Source organism: Actinoplanes sp. NPDC051346 (genome assembly GCF_040682215.1).
GTDB lineage: Bacteria > Actinomycetota > Actinomycetes > Mycobacteriales > Micromonosporaceae > Actinoplanes.
The window spans coordinates 1-16314 of the sequence record NZ_JBFBAJ010000012.1; the positions used below are offsets into that span (position 1 = coordinate 1).

At 67.3% G+C, this 16314-nt stretch carries 12 protein-coding genes and 1 pseudogene; 5 read left to right on the forward strand and 8 right to left on the reverse strand.

The window, feature by feature from the left end:
• Nucleotides 1-593: 593 nt before the first annotated feature.
• Nucleotides 594-1952 (reverse strand): LacI family DNA-binding transcriptional regulator, encoded by a 1359-nt coding sequence (locus tag AB0M36_RS26835; protein ID WP_364163127.1) that lies wholly within the window; start codon nucleotides 1950-1952, stop codon nucleotides 594-596.
• A 630-nt stretch (nucleotides 1953-2582) separates the two neighbouring features.
• Nucleotides 2583-2792 carry a hypothetical protein gene (locus AB0M36_RS26840; RefSeq protein ID WP_364162419.1) on the reverse strand — a complete coding sequence of 70 codons (210 nt, stop codon included), beginning with the start codon at nucleotides 2790-2792 and terminating at the stop codon, nucleotides 2583-2585.
• Nucleotides 2793-3898: 1106 nt separating this feature from the next.
• Between AB0M36_RS26840 and AB0M36_RS26845 the strand changes: the two genes are divergently transcribed.
• On the forward strand, nucleotides 3899-4954 hold the full coding sequence (locus AB0M36_RS26845) for a hypothetical protein (RefSeq protein ID WP_364162422.1): 1056 nt from the start codon (nucleotides 3899-3901) through the stop codon (nucleotides 4952-4954).
• On the opposite strand, the gene AB0M36_RS26850 is transcribed toward AB0M36_RS26845, so the two are convergent.
• Nucleotides 4935-5594 (reverse strand): HAD family hydrolase, encoded by a 660-nt coding sequence (locus AB0M36_RS26850; protein ID WP_364162424.1) that lies wholly within the window; start codon nucleotides 5592-5594, stop codon nucleotides 4935-4937. The genes AB0M36_RS26845 and AB0M36_RS26850 overlap by 20 nt on opposite strands.
• A 170-nt stretch (nucleotides 5595-5764) precedes the next feature.
• On the opposite strand from AB0M36_RS26850, the gene AB0M36_RS26855 reads away from it, so the two are divergent.
• Together AB0M36_RS26855 and AB0M36_RS26860 are read left to right on the forward strand one after the other, a co-directional pair.
• Nucleotides 5765-6109, forward strand: a complete 345-nt coding sequence (locus AB0M36_RS26855) for a hypothetical protein (RefSeq protein WP_364162427.1) — start codon at nucleotides 5765-5767, stop codon at nucleotides 6107-6109.
• Between the two features lie 361 nt (nucleotides 6110-6470).
• Nucleotides 6471-7481, forward strand: coding sequence for a restriction endonuclease (locus AB0M36_RS26860; RefSeq protein WP_364162430.1), 1011 nt, complete (start codon nucleotides 6471-6473; stop codon nucleotides 7479-7481).
• 1126 nt (nucleotides 7482-8607) lie between these two features.
• Here AB0M36_RS26860 and AB0M36_RS26865 read toward each other — a convergent pair.
• From AB0M36_RS26865 to AB0M36_RS26875, 3 genes and pseudogenes are all read right to left on the reverse strand, one after another.
• Nucleotides 8608-8828, reverse strand: a pseudogene (locus AB0M36_RS26865) (LacI family transcriptional regulator); the annotation flags it as partial.
• Nucleotides 8828-9523, reverse strand: coding sequence for a hypothetical protein (locus AB0M36_RS26870; protein ID WP_364162433.1), 696 nt, complete (start codon nucleotides 9521-9523; stop codon nucleotides 8828-8830). The gene AB0M36_RS26870 and the pseudogene AB0M36_RS26865, both read right to left, overlap by 1 nt.
• Before the next feature lie 166 nt (nucleotides 9524-9689).
• The gene (locus tag AB0M36_RS26875) at nucleotides 9690-10658 is read right to left on the reverse strand and encodes an NAD(P)-dependent alcohol dehydrogenase (protein ID WP_364163130.1); all 969 of its coding nucleotides are present in this window, start codon (nucleotides 10656-10658) and stop codon (nucleotides 9690-9692) included.
• A gap of 192 nt (nucleotides 10659-10850) precedes the next feature.
• On the opposite strand from AB0M36_RS26875, the gene AB0M36_RS26880 reads away from it, so the two are divergent.
• Nucleotides 10851-11519: a TetR/AcrR family transcriptional regulator gene (locus tag AB0M36_RS26880; protein ID WP_364162436.1), complete on the forward strand. Its 669-nt coding sequence runs from the start codon at nucleotides 10851-10853 to the stop codon at nucleotides 11517-11519.
• 33 nt (nucleotides 11520-11552) lie between these two features.
• Complete coding sequence (locus tag AB0M36_RS26885) at nucleotides 11553-12023, forward strand: transposase family protein (RefSeq protein ID WP_364162439.1); 471 nt, start codon at nucleotides 11553-11555, stop codon at nucleotides 12021-12023.
• On the opposite strand, the gene AB0M36_RS26890 is transcribed toward AB0M36_RS26885, so the two are convergent.
• Together AB0M36_RS26890 and AB0M36_RS26895 are read right to left on the reverse strand one after the other, a co-directional pair.
• Nucleotides 12002-15850, reverse strand: a complete 3849-nt coding sequence (locus AB0M36_RS26890) for a bifunctional nitrate reductase/sulfite reductase flavoprotein subunit alpha (protein ID WP_364162442.1) — start codon at nucleotides 15848-15850, stop codon at nucleotides 12002-12004. The two genes, AB0M36_RS26885 and AB0M36_RS26890, sit on opposite strands and share 22 nt — an antisense overlap.
• A 17-nt stretch (nucleotides 15851-15867) precedes the next feature.
• Nucleotides 15868-16308 carry a hypothetical protein gene (locus tag AB0M36_RS26895; protein ID WP_364162445.1) on the reverse strand — a complete coding sequence of 147 codons (441 nt, stop codon included), beginning with the start codon at nucleotides 16306-16308 and terminating at the stop codon, nucleotides 15868-15870.
• Between the last annotated feature and the right edge of the window lie 6 nt (nucleotides 16309-16314).

Below are 16314 nucleotides of genomic sequence, written 5' to 3' on the forward strand. Positions count from 1 at the left end.
CAGCCCATTCCTCACTCGTCAGATCGCCACGTGCCATGCCGGTTCAACGATCGACGTTCATGATCGCCACCACGATCTACGAGACAGAACCTAGGCCAGGGGTACGACACCTTGATGTGGTCTCAGTTCTGGTCTCGTTCGCCGCGTCCCGCCGCCGTCCGCTGCGGTCCGACCGTCAAACAAATCCCAGGTCACGAACGTTGGCGACCGTTCGCAGGCGGTAGCTCGCAGACCTCGAAAGCGTGGGAGGGCGATAGAAGTCCTCCAGAGGCCCCAATGCCCCTCGGTGCTACGCGGCAAGGCAGCGGCTTCGGGCTAGTTCCTTGGAGACAGCTTGGAGAGAAGTAGCCTGACCAAGCCTTGCAGCGCCGACACATACCGACGCATCCCAGGCCCCTGACCTGCTGGGCAGCACGGAGTTCCTGCATAAGACACGGATGATCTCCTCATTCGGGACGAAGAGGCCGTCGGTTCAAATCCGGCCACCCCGACCAGAGAAACACCAGCTCAGGGCTGGTCCTCCACACGGGGGACCGGCCCTGAACTGTCTCCCGGCCCGCTCCGGGGAGTGATCTGGGAGTGGATCTTGAATCTCACTCCCCACCTGCCTTCCGGCGCGCATCCAGGAGACGATCCAGGACCGCCACCGGGGAGTGCGTTGCCATCCCGAGCCGCGCATCCAGAGCGCCTTCCCACAGGGTTGTCAGGTGTGCGAGGAACTGACGGCGCATGGCCGGGGTGATGTGCGAGTAGCGCGCTTGGACCGAGCCGTCGAAGTACCCCATGCGACCGTCCTGAAGAACGGCTGGAACGCCAAGCTCCTGCATCTGGGTCTTGTGACTGTGCCGCAGGCCGTGTGGCGTCAGCCCCGAGGCGATCGGCACCCAGCAGGCGTCGGCTCTTTGCGCAGCACCGCGACCGCGAGCGGGCACCCCGGGCCAGGGCTCGCCAAGCACAGGAACCGGCCGGGCGTCGTGCGGTGCGACCCGCGGGTACAGGCCTGAAGCAGCGGGATGGAACAGCCAGGTCGCGAAGCCCGTCCGCCGCCAGTGCGGCGCACGCTCACCCGACGGTTGCCCGCCTCGGACGTAGCCCAGCTCAGCGATCGCCTGCAACACCCGAAGGCGGGTGGCCTCCGGCACCGACTCCGGACGGTTCAGCACTGCCGAAACGGTTCCGGTCGACACACCGGCGCTACGGGCCACATCGACCAGCTTCGGCCCGGCCGCACGAGCCGCACCGTTCGCGGGGCGGTGACCGCGGAAGACATACGTGCGTCCATGGCAGGAGCACGGCCGAGGCTTGGTAGACGCGAGATGCCCGGCGACCAGGCGGTCAAGCCAGTCGGGACTATCGATCGTCCGATGGGAGTCATCCTTGGGTGGACACCGCAGGAACTCACCCGTGTCGAGTTCGTATAGCTGCCACTCGACCCGGATGCTGCCCCGCCTCACGAACTTCGTTTCCAGGCCCACGAGCTCGGCCCAGCGCATGCCCGTGAAGCCTTTGAGCACGACGGCGACGAACTCGTCATCGCGGCCGGACAACAGAGCGGCACGCTCGGCGATGAGCAGAATGCCGAGAGCGTCGGTCACCACCTTCTCCGGCCCACGGCTACGGGACCGCCCAGCCCGCTTTCCCCGCCCACGACGGCGGGTGGCCGGATTGACCTCGCGCAGACCTTCCTCCACGGCATCGCCGAGGATGAGATGCAGGGTCCCTCGCCAGGTCTTGATGCTCGACTCGGCATAGCCGGCCGCGCGCTCGGCCTTCTCCCACGTGGCCACGTCCGACGAGAGGATGTCAGCGACCGCGATGTCCTCGAACGTCTGCAGCAGGTGTTCCTCGATGTGCCGCCGGTAGTTCTGCATCGTCGACGCGGCGAGGTCTCGTGCGGCGTACCAGCGGCTCGCGTAGTCGCCGAAGCTCACCCGGCCCGCACGCGGATCCACCTTCGACTTACGCGCGTCGGCCTCCGCGTCTGTGGCGGCACGCTCGGCATCTCGCTTCGTCCGAAATCTAGCGGTCCTTCCAGCCGCGTCCTTGACCGTCTGCAAGTCACCCGGTCGCGCCCAAAACCGAGCCCGGTAGTAGTCGCCTCACTTCTCCGCGAACGGCATGAACGCCTCCCCCGCTTACGCCGCAACATCCGAAGTCCGTGTGCGTCGAGGCGGCCGGGGCTCGCAAAGTCACCGGAGCCTCCGCTGATCGGGCCGGCTGGCGCGGCCGTGGAGCAGGTACGGCCGTGACGGATGCCTCGATATCGACCGCATCCCGCAGACCACACCCGGCGTCGGCTACGTCGTCCTCGACGGCGACCCCACCCCGATGCGGGTCCGCCTCTCCTTCCTGGACGATGACGAAATCCTCGGCTCCTCCGAGACGACCCAGTTTGCGTCGAGCGCGATGTCGTGGAGGAGGTTCAGTACGGCTACGCAGGGGAGGGCATCTCCGCACCTGCACCGTATTGATCTCCCGTCGCGACGTACCTCGTTGTGCCGTCGGGCGACCAGCGACCAGCGAGCGGTAGCGGATGACGAGCGTGTCTCGCGGGTCAAGACTGGCTTCCTCGGTAGCGCCTCTCATCGTTTCGGTGGATGCTGACGAAGGGCTTCCACCCGGATGAGTGCTTCGCGCTCGGGACCTTCCTGTTCGTTGCTGTAGAGGGGCACGCCGATCAAGCGAATCCACTCCAAGCGGGGGACTTCCTGCGGCGTGACTGTCATGGCCGTTATGCGCATTCTTAGTATGCCGAGGCCGTAGCAGTAGTCGGCCTCTGGTATCTCGATCACGTCACCTACCTGGACCAGCGGTTTAGGATGCCTCTGCTCGCTCATCGCCGGCCGCCCGGTTTGGGAGATTGGCTGCCCACCTCAGTTGGCGTCGTCCGAGCCCGCGGGTGCCGTCGGCCCGCCGTGACGAGGCCAACGATCGCGAGGCGTCGCGCAATGCAGGGGTACCGGCGACGCGGCCAGCAGGTCAAGCAGAAGCCCTCTGCTCCACGTGGATGGTCGGTGATTAGCCGACTCGCGAGCCGTCGTACCAACTCTTGCGCCGACAGGGACATCGGATACCGCGCTGCGCTGCCGTAGTCCTGAGAACGCAGTCCACTCATGTGAGGTCGCTCCCTAGCGGTGGAAAGGCACCGAGGCGGACGGCCATCACCGTCCAGATCGGGGGCCTGGCTGGCTATGCTGCGTCCGCCCCGGTGCCGGCTGGACGGACCGGTGCTGTCACGGGAACCCGTCGCACGGCCCGCTTTGGCTCATGAGCGAAAACCGGATGACTGAGCCGCGGCCTTTCCTGTCCCCGCGCAATCCAGGCAGCCACCCTGTGCCACGGCGACGGGTCGCTCGGCCACAGGGACTACGCGGAAGGCGGTCACGACCTTCCATCCCCTGCCCTCGCAACGCGGGCATCGGCCGGCGGACGGGAACCTTCCGGAAGCCTCTTCGCGGAGCAAGAACGAGAGGTCGTCCGCTCGTGAGGTGGTCGGCGTAGCCCCGTTGTCACTCATGCCATGAGAGTGACCCACTCCATATCGGACAAGAAGGCCGCTGAGAGGACTTACAGAGGACTTTTTGATGAGAAGGACGCCGCTCTGGCGAGATCAGAGTCCTACTTGAGGCCCATCATGTTCTACGGTGGTTAGGAGTTGATCCCGCCTAAGGAGGCACAGGACATGACTCAATCCTCCGGCAACACCCGCCTCAAGGCCGCCCGACAGCACGCCGGCTACGCCTCTCAACAGGCGTTCGCCAACGCGCTCACTCAGGCTGCCCCGCGCATCGGTCTCGGCGCTATGGAGGTCAGCGTGCGCCAGATCCGCAGGTGGGAGTCACCGGCTCCGCCCTGGCCGCGAGCCGACCACCAGCGCCTCCTTGTTCATGTACTGCAGATGCCGATCGAGCAGCTCGGCTTCACCCCACCGTGGCAGGACTCCGAACCGGCAGCCGGGCAAGCTGCCCCCGCAGGGCGGGATACCTCAATCCCTGTCCCCGCCGGCCTTCCACTGCCTCAGCCGACCGCCGCAGTGCAGCCGCCCACCATCGGAGCCGACTACAACACCATCACAGTCGCTCACCGCCGGCTCTACTGGAGTGTTCAACCCGCGCACCTGCACCCCACGGTCGCCGAACACACGCGGCTCGGTCTCCACTTACTCGCGGAGACGACAGGCGTCGCCAGGCGTCTGCTCGCCACTGCCCTGGCCGAATCGCTGCTGCTCGCCGGACGCATCGAGTTCTTCGACCTCCGACAGCCCGATGAGGCGGACGCCACCTACGTGCGCGCTCTGCAGGCCGCCGGCGAGGCCAACGATCCGCTCCTCGGCGCCGCGATTCTGGCGCACGCCGCCTTCATTCCCGGCTGGGCGCAGCGCCGCGACGAGGCAGCCGAACGCCTCCGGGCCGCCCGCACGTACGCCCGGCGTGGTCCGGCCTCGGCCGAGTTCCTGGCTTGGATCGACGCTGTAGAGGCCGAGTGCGACACCCGCTGCGGGCATCCGAAGGACGCACTCCGAGTCATCGCACACGCCGAGGACATACTGACCACCGGGAGCGAGCACCGCTCGCCCGAGTGGTTCACATGGTTCTCTCCGGTCCGGTTGGCGGCGTTCAAGGGGAACACTCAGCTCAAGGCCGGCCGCTTTGCCCAGGCACACGAAACCCTCACCGCGGCCTTGGAGGCGCTGCCAGCCGACGAGGGCAAGCAGCGCACCGTCATCCTCGGCGACCTGGCCGCCGTCGAGGTCGCCCGCAAGCACCCCGAAGAGGCATGCGTCCACGCTCAGGCGGCGCTCGACCAGCTCGGAATCATCTGGTACGCCACCGGTATGGAGCGCATCCGTGAAGTTCGCCAGAGCCTGCAACCGTGGGCCGATACCGAGTATGTCCGCGAGCTCGACGATCGGCTCTACGGCTGGCAGACCACTCTCAGCGCGCTTCGCCGTTGAACGCCGCGATCCGCTCGGGCAGTTCGGCAAGCGACTCGATTCGCATCGTCGCCAACCGGTCTGCCTCCGGGTCGTCCTGTTGGATGGTTGCCCACGGCCCCCGAAGGATCAGAGCCGTTTTGAAGCCTGCCGCGACTGCGGGTCGGATGTCGTTGTCCAGTCGGTCACCGACGTACAAGGTCTCTTCCGGCCCGCACGGCGTTTCCTTCGCCACCGCCTCGAAGAAGCCAACGTCCGGCTTCGAGACGCCCCAGTCGTCCGACGTAGCGATCATGTCGCTGGGCAGATCCATCGAGCGCAACAGCCCTCCGGCGCGCACTGTCTGGTTGCCCGCGATTCCCACCCAAAGGCCAACCTTCCGCAGGGCAGTCAACGCTGGGCGCACGTCCGGGTAGAGGTCGTCCTCCCCGAACCACTCCGGCTGACCCGACGCCGCCCGTTTCTCCCGCTCCTCGGTGAGATCGAAACCGGGTCGGAACACCTGGAAGGTCTCGCGGTAGTCCTGGCCGCGTGCGATAACCGCTCCGAAGACCGCGGAGAAGGTGTGGCGAGGTACCCCGAGCCAGTCCGCCCAGGTGCCGTACTCCCTTGCCTCATTCACCAGACATTCACCGACGTCAAACACCACAGCTCGGATCATGGCGCCGAGCCTAACTCGCCAGCCGCCCGGGCGATTTAGTCAGAGAGAGAGTTCAGCGTGACGACCGAAGCGGCGTTACCTCGCAGGCCGTGCCCGTACCGAGTCGTACCTCGCCGCATGCCACTGTCGACTGCCGGTGGTAGAACCGTATGGACCATCATCTACACGCCATGACGCTCGCCGCGCTCGTCGGCCGCGCCCAATGCCTGCTGATCGACTTCGACGGCCCGATCTGCTCAGTGTTCGCCGGTCACCCCGCCGCCACCGTGGCACAGGAGCTGCACGACATCATCCGAGACCGGCTCGACGGCGAGCTGCCGCCCAGCATCGCCGCATGGGACGCCGACCCGCTCCAGATCCTGGGCCAGGTCGACGCGCTCAGCGACGATGAGCTGACCCGTGCGGTTGCCGACGCCTGCCAAGACGGGGAGACCACCGCCGCAGCCACTGCTAGCCCGTCGGTCAGCGGAAATTCAGAAGCAATCGGGGCGGCATTCGGCCGAGTCTTCGGTTAGCGTTCCCGCCAGCGCTCGCTGGTCGATCTTTTGGAACCCTTGGCGGCTAGTTCGTCGCTGGCGGTCAGGTTCGCGTTCGGCGGATACCACCCCGACTGACGGCCCAGCAAAGTAGGACCAGCCGTTGCAATTCGCCTGACTCTTGTGCCACCGATCGTGCGCGCCGGCTCCGCCGTAGCGTCACGCTCCGTGCGATCGTCTCCGCGTGCCGAGCGCACGCTAGTAGCCGATGAGAGGGCGTTCTATTAGGTAGGCGCCTGACCATGATTCTAGCCCAAGCAGAGTACATATTGACTTCTGCTTTAGAGTTCCGACTCCAGCAGTAGAATACTTTGCTGCGACTGCGAAACGGAAGGCGAACATGGGTGGCATCTGGATGCAGGGAAAAGACCTAGTCGACGGCCTAGTGGAACTGATTGGCTATAAGCTTGGCGTCTTGGTGACCGCCAGTGAATTGCATAACGCTATCACCAGCGCCGGTCTAGGTTCTGATTGGCCCGACGACATGGAAGCGACATATCGCTATCGGTCCGAAGAGTACGAGGAGCTGGCGCGAGTCGCCTTGGCGGCATTTGGGGATCCCGACGCAGCAGCGGGGCCGCGGTTGCCTGTCGTCTCGGCACTGCAGGGGCTGCCGGCCAGCGAGCAAGCAATGGCCTTAGAAGTCGTGGATGATGTCCTGAAGGATCTAGACGGCGCCCTTCAAAGCACGCCAAGGGGAGGGAGGATTGACCCCACCCCGACTCTTGAGAGGATCAAACAGAGGCATGGGCACACTGGGGCGCTGATCGCTATCAAGCTGATGGCCTCAATTAACGCAAGCCTGATGATCAGCCCATGGGGCGGCATAAGGCGCGCCGAGTGGCCAGATCTTGTTCCGCTGAGAGACCTTTTCGAGGTCGAGTCCGCAACATCGAGCCTGAACACCTTCTTCGACCAGCGCTTCATCGACTACCTGAACGCAAATTTGGACAACGTTGACGACGTTCACTGGAGGCGATTCGAAGCGCTGGTCGGCGAGTATCTGCATCGCGCGGGGCTAAGCGTCGAGATGGGGGTGGGGAGGAATGACGATGGGGTCGACCTCCGCGCCAGCCTAAAAGGTAGTGCCGAAAGTAGCGGTCCGCTTGTGATCGTTCAATGCAAGCGGGAGAAGCGCAAGATCACTAAGACTGTAGTCAAAGCGCTCGCTGCTGACGTTAGGTGGGAAGGTGCGCAGGTTGGCCTGCTCGTCACTACCGGAGAATGGTCGCCTGGCGCTCGAGCGACGGCAAAGACCCGCGCTTATCCACTCGCCGAAATTGACCGGTCCGCAGTCAATCGTTGGATCGCTGAAATGCGAACTCCCGGGGCGGGGGATGGATTGCTCTAGCGCTGATTGAGCGCATTGACCTGCCCCGACAAGGCGCGTTCCACCGTCGCACCTCACGTGGCGGATCCGCGTCGCACATCAGTTGGCAGGTCACACTTCGGAAGATAACTTCGGAAGATAGGCAACTGCCGAATTGATCTTTTCTGAATCAAGGCGCCGCGCGAGCGCGGCGCACCGCTCGCGCTCGGCCTGCTGGCGGCCTGCGGCCGGCATCGGCCGGCGCGGCGGTCCGCACCTGCAGAGGGCTGAACTCAGTCACCGCCACCGCCACCGCCTCCGTCGGATCCGCCCCAATCCCCGGCGTTGCCTGAGGAGGTGCCGGATCCGGAGCCGCCGGAACCGGAGTCGCCCGTGCTGGACCGTCGATCCTTCGAGTTACGCCTGCTGGACCAAACGGCCCATGCGATAACGGCGATGAAGACAGATAGGAACACCAAGGCCGCTATCTGCATAGCCCGCTCGACCACCGGATCCATCGGTCGAGCGTATCGGCGAGCCGCCCCACGAGGTCGAGGATCAGCAGTTGCCTCCGGCGGGGCTCGGGATCACGGGATGGGGGGAGCCATCCCGCCCACCATCGACCCAGGCAAGCCGAGCAGACCACCGCCGGGGCCGCCAGCGTCCGTACGCGTCTCGCGGTAGTCGTGTTGTGGCGGCCCCGGCGGCGGCCCGCTCCCCGGAGGGTGGGTCGACGGTGAACGGGATGGCCGAAGGGGCGGGCGGCGGCGTGCGACCTGCGTGCGACAAGTACCGGCGAAGGGCAGGGCTGCAGGGGCTGCCGGAGGAGCGTCGGAACTGGTGCCATCGCCGCGGGGGTCGCCGGCGCCAGGATTCGTCGGCAGCCGTCCTCTAAGCCCTGGGAGTGATCGGGGAGTGGACCTTGAAGATCTGACCCTTGCAGGCTTGGTCATCCCGACGCTGTCCAACGTCGCTACCTGGGCTTTGGAAGAGACGCTGGATCCGGCGGGTCATGATCCTAATTCGGGACGAAGAGGCCGTCGGTTCAAATCCGGCCACCCCGACCAGATGAAAGTGCAGCTCAGGGCCGGTCTCCGGAAACGGAGATCCGGCCCTGGTCCGTCTCTAGAACCGTTTTGGAGACGAGACGATTTTGCCGATCTCCGACTTAGAGCGCCCGCAGCAGCCGATCGAGCATCCCCACTGGCGAGCGCGGCGATAGGTCCCTCCGGGCGGGTAGCGCGGCGATCCACCGCTCCGTCAGGCCATCGCAGAGCGCCTGACGCATCGCGGCGGTGATGTGGAGTAGCGCGCGCCTACCGACCCGTCAGCGTGCCCCATCCGGTCGTCCTTGAGTTTGGCCGGAACCCCCATCTCATCCATCTCGGTCACGATCGGACGAGGCGCACGCCGGTCGCGAGTAGCCAGACGAGCCAGGCGGCGAACCCTAGGAGCCCGACGAAGATCAGCGCCGAGCCGTCGGCGATCGCGAGGTTGCCGAGCCCCGCGGCGAGCAGCAGGCTCCCGCCCATCAGGCCCAGCAGGCGCTGCCAAGCCGGAGTCAGCCCGCTCGCGTGCGCGGCGAGGGCCGCGCCGATGAAGGTGGTGCCGAGCGTCGGCAGCGCCAGCGCGAACGTCGCCGCGTGAACCTGCCAGACGAGCTCGAACGCGGGCGTCGGCTCGGGGAGCCCGCCGGCGGAGAGCGCGAGCCCGATCTGCAGGACGTTGACAAGCACGAAGATGGCCGACAGCGTCGCGCCGGCGGCCAAGGCGAGGCGCGACCAGTCGGCGCCCGCTCCGCCGCGCCGCTCCACGAGGCCGTGCAGGCCCGTCACGAACACGAGCAGCAGCGGCAGGTTCAGGGCCACCTGACCGGATGCGATCGCGACCGAGTCGCGGTTGGCCGCGTAGTAGGCCAGCACTTCCTCGATCGGAGCGCCGAAGCTCGGCGCGCCCGTTCCCGCCAGCACCGCGTTTTCTATCGCCACCGACACCGCGAACGCGATCGCCCCGGCGCCGACGAGCCGGCCTCGAACGAACCAACTGCGGGCTAGCGTGGTGGCGGTGTTCTGCGGTGATCTCATCTCTTACACCTTCGTTTCAGTCGGATGGCGGGTTGTCGAGCAGGTTCGAGGTGTTCGTTCGGATGGTCATCGGTTCTTCCTTCGAGAGGAGCGGTCCCTCCGCCGGAGTGGCGGCGGGTCTGGGCGTGCGTGCGCACGGGTTGGGTCGTTCTCGTCGGTCCGGTCGTCAGACGGTGACGACGACCTTCCCTCGGGTGTGGCCGGCCCCGACGTAGCGGAGGGCGTCGGCTGCTTCGTGGAGGGGGTAGGTGCGGTCGATGACCGGCGTGACCTGCCCGGTCGCGAGGAGGCCGGCCAGGGTGAGCAGGTCCTGGCGCTTCGCGATCGACACGAGAGGCTTCAGCTGCTGACGGGTGAACCCGGACAGCACGCGCGCTTTGACGATCCGACCGAGGGGGCCGAGCCAGCGGCCGCCGCGTCCGCTGTTGGGGATGAGGGTGCCGGTGGGCGTCAGCGCTCGGCGGACAGCCGCCAGGGGTTGGGCTTCCACGTTGTCGAGGATGACGTCGTAGCGCTTCTCGGCGCGGGTGAAGTCGGTCCGCGTGTAGTCAACGACGTGGTCGGCACCGAGCGACCGGACCAGGTCGACGTTGCGGGTGCTGCACACGCCGGTCACCTCGGCGCCAAACGCCTTGGCGATCTGTACGGCGAAGGAGCCCACGCCGCCCGACGCGCCCGTGACCAGCACCGTCTGGCCCGGTCGAACGTTCGCGATGTCGCGCAATGCCTGCAACGCCGCCATGGCCGAGGTGGGGACCGCTGCCGCGTCCATGACCGACAGGTTGGCAGGCACGGACACGAGGTTGTCCGCCGGGACGCAGGCGTACTCCGCGAGCGTTCCAGCGGTGCTCCAGCCGAACACCTCCTCGCCGGGGCGGAGAGCGGTGACATCCTTCCCGACCGCTGCCACCACGCCAGCGAAGTCCCTGCCAGGGATGCCGTGGCGCGGCCGGCGGAGCCCGAACGCCAGCCGCAGCACGTACGGCTCACCGGTCATGACGAAGTAGTCGCCGGGATGTACTGAGGCCGCGCCCACCTGGACGAGCACATCGCCTCGACCGGGCAGCGGTAGCCCGACCTCGCACGACTCGAGCACTGAGGGCGGGCCGTAGCGGTGCTGGACGGTGGCCCGCATCGTCGCCGCCCCGGCCGGACTCGCCTGCGGCACCAGGCGGTCTCCGGCATTCAATCGCTGTTCGGTTCCCACAGAAGCTCCTCACGTCCGCAGTGGACTCTCACGGTTCGTACACCGTACGTCGTACGCCGTACTATGCTCGTACGCTGTACGATAGTCAAGCCGTTCAAGGGAGCGAGGAGACCCGTGTCCGTGAGGAAGCAACGCCAGGTCGCGTCAGACGCGGGGCTTAGCAAGCAGCGGGTGGTGGTCGAGGCGGTCCTGCTCGCCGACCGCGAGGGAGTCGATGGGCTGAGCATGCGCCGGCTGGCTGGCGCGCTCGGCGCGGGCGCGATGTCGCTCTACCACTACGTCGCGAGCAAGGAGGAGTTGCTGGACGCCATGATCGACGTCGTGTTCGAGGAGATCGAGCTCCCGCCCGAGGAGACCGACTGGCAGTCGGCGATGCGACGTCGGGCGGTATCCGCCCGACAGGTTCTCGCACGCCACCCGTGGGCGATCGGCCTGATGGAGTCGCGGACATCGCCGGGGCCCGCGCACCTCCGCCACCGCGAAGCGGTCACCGCCTGCCTAAGGAGGGCTGGCTTCTCGGTCTTGATGGCGACGCACGCCAACTGGTTGCTCGACGTCTACGTCTACGGGTTCGCCCTGCAGGCAGCCAACCTGCCGTTCGACACCGCCGATGAGTTCGCGGACATGGCCGAGGACGTCTTCCTGCCCCAGCTTCCTCCTGACGAGTTCCCCTACCTCAACGAGTCCGCCGCGGCGCTTGTCGCTGCCGGCTACGACCCGGCAGAGGAGTTCATCTTCGGCCTCGACCTCGTCCTAGCCGCCCTCGAGCCCCTGAGAGCCTCCGCATAGCAACGCTCACGGACCGTCGCGCAGGTCGCCGACGTGGGCGAGCCCGTCAACGGCGCCCGCCACGACGCGGCCGCGTTCTTCATCTCAGGCATCGCCGAACGCTGGACCGACCACCTCACCGACGGCGGAACAGGCATGATCGGTGACGGCGGCTACCAAGGAACCGGCCCGATCACCCCACACAAGAAACCACCCGGCGGCGAACTGACCGCCAAGCAGAAGGCATACAACTACGGCGCCAACCGGCTACGCGCCGCCGTCGAACGCGCCATATCGCATTTGAAGAACTGGAAGATCCTCAAGATCGGCTACCACCGGATCATGACCGACTTCCCCGACATGTTACACACCGTCACCGCCCTGGAGATCTTCAGAACTACCACCCCGGGTTTGAACGACCCTCCAGTCACTCTCCATCTAACCCGGTGCGCAACATTGAGCCAGTCGGCCACTCCGCGGGCCGTGCAGAAACACACCGAAGGTCAGTACACGTCGCGCACGTAACGTCTGTCGGTCGCCAGTTGCCTGACGTAAGCCGCAGCGGCATCGGCAGTGAGGCGGCCGTGGGCGGCCACGATGTCGTGCAGGGCGGTGTCGACGTCGCGGGCCATCCGGCCGGCGTCGCCGCAGACGAACACGTGCGCGCCGTCCTGTAGCCATCTCCACAGGTGGGCTCCGTGTTCACGCATCCGGTCCTGCACATAGACCTTGGTGCGCTGGTCACGCGAGAACGCCAGGTCGAGCCGGGTGAGCACACCGTCGTCCTGCAGGGCGGCGAGTTCGTCGGCATAGTAGAAGTCGGTCGCACGCCGTTGCTCTCCGAAGAACAGCCAGTTGCTGCCGGTGGCGCCGCGAGCCTGCCGTTCGGAGAGGAAGCCGAGGAACGGGGCGACCCCGGTGCCGGGGCCGATCATGACGATCGGGACGGTGAGGTCGGCGGGTAAGCGAAAGTGCGGCGTACGGTGCACGAAGACCGGCACGCCGGTGCCGGATGCCGCATCGGCGAGGAACGCGGAACAGACGCCCTTGCGGGCTCGCCCGTGGCGGTTGGCGAAGCGAACCACGGACACGGTCAGGCTGACCGAGGCGACGTCGGTCAAGGGTGTCGACGAAATCGAATACCGGCGTGGTTGCAGGCGACCGAGGACGCTCGCCCAGTCGCTCGCGGTGGCCCGGACAGCGCTGTCGGCGACGACGTCGACGGCCTGCCGACCCCAGGCCCATTTCGCGATTTCACCGGTGTTGCCGCGGCGCAGCAGCGTCCGCAGGTGCGCGTCGCCGGTGCGTTCGGCGACGAAACGGAGCAGGGCACCGGTGACGCGGGTGATGTCGAGGTGCCGGTGCAGTGCGTCGGCGAGACCGGTGGAACCCAGGCCGGGTATCTCGACCGGGGTGTCCGCGTTCAGCCCGGTGACGGCAAGCCACTCGGCGACGAGGTCGGGACAGTTGGTGGGCCACACCCCGAGCGTGTCGCCGGCCTCGTACTTCAGGTCGCCGCCGGTGTCGAGGACGAACCGGCGGACGTCCTTGGCCGACCCGGGCAGGCTCAGGCGGTGGTTGCCGGTGAGGACCGCGGTCGACGGCGCCGACATCCTGGGTACGGGTGGCTCTGCGGCGGCCCGCCCCGCGTCCGGCGTGACCACGCGAACGGGGTCGGCTTCGGGCGAACGGGGGGTGCTCAGAGCATCCATGACCTGAACGAGCCACGCTGTTGCGCCCGGTTCGTAGTCGGGTTCGCAGTCGGCGCGGTCGGTGAGGCGGGCGGCGCCGAGTTCGTGCAGGCGGGAGTCAAGGCGGCGGCCGTGGCCGCAGAAGTCGGCGTAGTTGGAGTCGCCGAACGCGAGCACGGCGAAGCGGCGGCCGTCCAGGCGCGGCGCGTCCGGCTCGGCGAGGCTGCGCCAGAACGCATGGCCGTTGTCCGGGGCGTCCCCGTCGCCGAACGTGCTGGTGACCACGAGCAGGTCCGCAGCGGCGCCGAGCGCGTCGGTGGCCGCGGTGTCCATGCCGCGCAGCACGGGCCGCAGACCGGCCTGGGTCAGCCGGGCCGTGACCGTGTGCGCGAACTCCTCGGCATTGCCGGTCTGTGAAGCCCACAGCACCCGAACGTCGTGAGCGTCTGCGGGCCGATGGCCCGCCGGCGCAGCCGATGTGGCGATGCGGGTGAGGGTGACGGCGCAGGCCTTCAGTTCGGGTTGGTAGGAGATCGGGTCGACGGCGTCGTTGGTGACGGCGTTGACGCTGAGGTATTCGCCGAACAGGTCGTTCCAGTGGAACGGGGCGAAGCAGTTGCCCGGCATCACCCGGTCGGTGACGACCCCGGGCAGCACGGCACGCCCGCGGCGGGACGCGACCTCGACCTGGTCGCCGTCGCTGATGTGGAGGGTCTGCGCGTCGGCGGGGTTGATCTCGACGAACGGTCGTGGGTTGAGCTTGTTCAGCTTGGCGATCTTGCCGGTCTTGGTCATGGTGTGCCACTGGTGCTGCAGTCGACCGGTGTTCAGCACGAACGGGTAGCAGTCGTCGGGCAGCTCCGCAGCAGGCAGGTGTGGGCGGGCGAAGAACACCGCCCGGCCGTCGGCGGTGGCGAAATTCAGCCGGGGCCGGCTGCCGTCGGGCCGGACCCGCAGGGACTGGCTGACGCCGTCGTTGAGGTAGCGGATCGGGTTGCGCCGTTCTCCATTCGGTGGGGCGGGCCACTGCACGGGACCGTCGGCAAGCCGCTCGTAGGAGACCCCACGCAGGTCGTACCCGGTCTGCGGGTTCGCGAACTGCCTGATCTCGGCGAGGACCTCGGCGGCGCAGGCGTAGGTGAACGCGTCGGCGTAGCCCATCTCGCAGGCGACACGGGCGATCAGCTCCCAGTCGGGCAGCGCCTGCCCGGGCGGGTCGACGACCGGGCGGAGCTGGGTGAGGGTCCGCTCCGAATTGACCATGATGCCGTCGGTTTCGGACCACATCGCCGCCGGAAGGACGAGGTCGGCGTACGCATTGGTTTCCGTCTCGGCGAACGCGTCCTGGGTGACGACGAACTCCGCCGCCTTCAGGGCTTCGATGACGGTCTTGTTGTTGCCGACCGAGGCGACCGGGTTGGTGCAGATGATCCAGCAGGCTTTGATGTGCCCGCCGGCCATCCGGGAGAACATCTCCACGGTGCCCATGCCGACCTCGGTCCGCAGGCTGCCCGCCGGCAGCCCCCACACGGTCTCGACGAACGCCCGATCCTCCGGCACCAGGACCGAACGCTGGCCGGGCAGGCCGGGGCCCATGTAGCCCATCTCCCGGCCACCCATCGCGTTCGGCTGGCCGGTCAGCGAGAACGGTCCCGACCCGAGGCGGCAGATCGCGCCGGTGGCCAGGTGCAGGTTGATCAGGGCGTTGGTGTTCCACGTGCCGTGGGTGGACTGGTTGAGTCCCATCGTCCAGCAGCTCATCCACTCACCGGCCGACCCGATCAGGTCGGCGGCGCGGCGGATGCCGGCCTCGGGAATACCGGTGATCTCAGCGACGCGTCCGGGCGGGTAGTCGGCCAGGAACGCGGGCATCGCCGCCCAGCCTTCGGTGTGCTCGGCGATGAACCGCTCGTCCACGGCTCCGTTGGCCACGAGCAGGTGCAGCAGGCCGTTGAGCAGGGCCAGGTCGGTGCCGGGGCGGATCTGCAGGAACAGGTCGGCCTTGTCCGCGGTGGCGGTGCGCCGCGGGTCGACCACGATCAGTTTCGCCCCGGACTTGACCCGGTCGAGCAGGCGCAGGAACAGGATCGGGTGACAGTCGGCCATATTCGCGCCGATGACGAAAAAGACGTCGGCGTGGTCGAAATCGTCGTACGAGCCGGGCGGGCCGTCCGCGCCCAGCGACAACTTGTAGCCCGAACCGGCGCTGGCCATGCACAGCCGCGAGTTCGACTCGATCTGGTTGCTGCCGATGAACCCCTTGACCAGTTTGTTCGCCAGGTACTGGGCCTCCAACGTCATCTGCCCAGAGACATAGACGGCCACCGCGTCCGGCCCGTGTGTGTCAATGATCGACCGCAGTCTTCGGGCTGTCTCGGTGATCGCCGTGTCCACGTCCAGATCGGCGGGTGTGGCACCGCGCTCGTACCGGACCTTCCCGGTGACCGCACGGCCGGGCGCGGCCATCAGATCGGCGCTGGTCGCGCCCTTAGTACACAACCGGCCCGCATTCGTCGAGTGCGCCCGGTCACCGGCGGCCTTGAGCACCGTGCGGCGCCCGTCCGGGGCGCGCCCCACGTCCAGCACCATGCCGCACCCGACACCGCAGTACGAGCACACCGTCCGAACCTGCGTGACATCCCCGTTGCCGGCCACACTCACCGTTCAGTCCGCACTGCTCAGTCCCCGCGCGGTGAGTCCGGTTCGAGGCCGAGGAAACCCGCACGGCCGGCGTCGTCGAACACCTCGGCGTACGGGGTGGCCAACCCGGCCGCGCGGGCCGCCGCGGCCATGGCCACCTTGTCACGGCGCGCGGCGCGGGTGCCGTGGTCGTTTCCCGGCAGTTCCAGGAGGTGGTTCAGCGTGTCGGCAAGAGTCACGCCGGACTCGGTGCCGGCGATGATCCGTTCGACCCGGGCCTTTCGGAGCAGGCCGGCCAGTTGCCGCGGGTCGTCGGTGTAGCCCAGGTCGGCCTCGTAGACCGCGGCGGCGAAGCCGCGCAGGAAGAACTCGCTGATGTGCGGCTGGCTTTGCACGTGCAGGCACTGGGCGCCGCGATCGTGCAGCATCGCAGCCAGCAGCCGTCCAGTGGAATAGCCATCGACAACAGCAATTCTCATGCGCAA